This window comes from Ferdinandcohnia sp. SAFN-114, assembly GCF_059415045.1.
The window spans coordinates 1-2329 of the sequence record NZ_JBPFDQ010000175.1; the positions used below are offsets into that span (position 1 = coordinate 1).

Annotated in this window: 2 protein-coding genes; both read left to right on the plus strand. The window is 30.3% G+C overall.

Annotated features, from left to right (window positions below; all coding sequences use genetic code 11):
• The coding region (locus ACR65M_RS26700; protein WP_440274916.1) for an ATP-binding protein at positions 1–1149 on the plus strand (1149 nt) is incomplete at its 5' end.
• Between the two features lie 101 nt (positions 1150–1250).
• Positions 1251–2291: a TniQ family protein gene (locus tag ACR65M_RS26705; protein ID WP_440274917.1), complete on the plus strand. Its 1041-nt coding sequence runs from the start codon at positions 1251–1253 to the stop codon at positions 2289–2291.
• Positions 2292–2329: the final 38 nt, after the last annotated feature.

A 2329-nucleotide genomic window follows, 5' to 3' on the forward strand; every position in this document is an offset into this window, starting at 1 on the left:
TGTTTTTTCTGCCTATCACTTTTAGGTCGTTTTAGCCATTTAAAGTATCCACTTTTGGAAACTCCCAGAACGCTGCATATTTCCCATCCTGCATTTGAAGTGGCTTTCGATAACTTAATAGATAGAATAAATAATGGGAGTAAGAATTCGATCATTTTAGTATTCGGTCCATCGGGAGCAGGCAAGTCGAAGTTAATTGAAAAAGTACAAGAAAGGCTGTTTGAAGATAATTTCGAATTGTATCAAAAGGATAGGGGATTAATACCAATTCTTGCTATAGAAGCAGTACCACCTGATTCAGGAAGTTTCGATTGGAAGGACTTTTACTATAGATGTTTAGTGGAGGCCGATGAAACTTTAATTGATTATAAAATTTATATAAATGAAAAGGAAGGAAAAAAGAAACTGAAAAATGATGCAAAGGCCGCTCTGAGAAGATCTTTGGAAAATTTTTTAAAACTTAGGAAGCCATTAGCTTTTTTTATTGATGAAGCACAACATATAACCATGACTATCAACAGTAGAAATTTAAAAAATCAGATTAACATTTTAAAATCATTAGCCAATGTAACAAATGTACCTATAGTTCTTTCTGGCAACTATGATTTGCTAACATATAGAGACCTAAATGGTCAAACTATTAGAAGAGGGACAGATGTTCATTTAAGAAGGTACCAATCAAACAATAAAAATGATCTTAAATCTTTTGTTAATGTATTATTAGCATTTCAACAGCATCTTCCATTAGCGGAAGAACCAAATTTAATCAATAATTGGGATTATTTTTACAGTCGAACCATTGGCTGTATTGGAATACTTAAAGATTGGTTATATCTTACCTATCAGGTTACTACTACTAATAATTCTAATGTTACGACGTTAGAAATTGATGATTTCAAAAAGCATGAGCTTCCTCCAGGAAAAAGTATAAAATTATTAAATGAAGCAACACTGGGTGAAACACAATTAGAAGAGTCCATAAATCAAGAAGAAGAATTATATATTGAATTAGGTCTGATCGATAAATATGAAGAGACTGCTGATAATGAAGAAAATGATCCAAAGAAAAATATGAAGAATAATAAACCGGGTGAAAGAAATCCACAAAGGGATAAAGTCGGAATTGACCAGATGGATAAAGCGGAATAATAAATACATGTTCCTGATAAGAAAATCCGATTATACAAGTCGGGTTTTCTTACATATGAGATGTTTATAAGTAAAAACTTTTAAGGAAGGTAGAGAAGACAATGGAAAATTTACTGAAAGATTTACCACCAAGGAGTTTTCTTTATAATTTACCTCCAATAGGAATTAGGACAATTCAGGTAGAAAGTATGACAAGTTATGTATCAAGGCTGATAAATGCTCATAACTTAAATTCTGGAGTATTTTTTAGTAAAATCATTTACCCAAAAATGGGTAAAGTTGATGTTCCACGCGATGGAATTATACCTAAAAAATCTTGTACATTTAATAACTATCATCAAAAATCTAAAGAATTAGTAAGTGTACTTTCAGACCTTACTACTATTAATAATCTAGAAATGCATACATTGTTAGATTATAGTAATTTCCTAGCAAACTATGAAGTACGTTCTAATAAATTTTGGTGTCCTTTTTGTTATCAAGATTCTAATGATAATAATATTCCAGTATATGATAAGTTGTTATGGGTTTTTAATGATGTAGAACTTTGTTTAGAACATAATTTCAGACTTATATGTTGTTGTCCAACATGTAAAACTAATCAATTTCATATTTCTAGAAATAACATTATGGGTTATTGTTTTAAATGTGGTTCTTGGCTTGGTTATAGTAAATCAAATTCAACGGAAAATATCCCTACTGAATATTTTCATTGGCAAGAATGGACTATAAAGAATATTGGTGATTTATTATCTTTAACTAAGATTGAAAGAAGAGAAACTGATAGAATCTGGGCTTCCTATAAAGATAGAATTAAAGAGTATATTAGTAGAGTTACTGATAATTATCTGATAACTAGTGATGAGCTCTTTAAACTCGCCAAAGTACCGAAAAGAGCTAAGTATGATTGGGAAAAGGGAAAGCGTAGAGCAAGCCTAAGTTCATTGTTGAAATTATGTTATGTGACTAGTACCCCTTTAAAAAAGTTTTTACTTATGGATTTAGAATTAGAAAAAGATTTAAAACCACTCCCAAATTTTATTTATTCAAACACACTTCATAAAACACAAAGAAAATATGATATTGATGAACTACGACAAGAAATTGATGCTAGACTAAAAAGTAGACACAGATTGTTATAATAAATATATCAACTATAACGAGGTGTGTCTGTATGGCA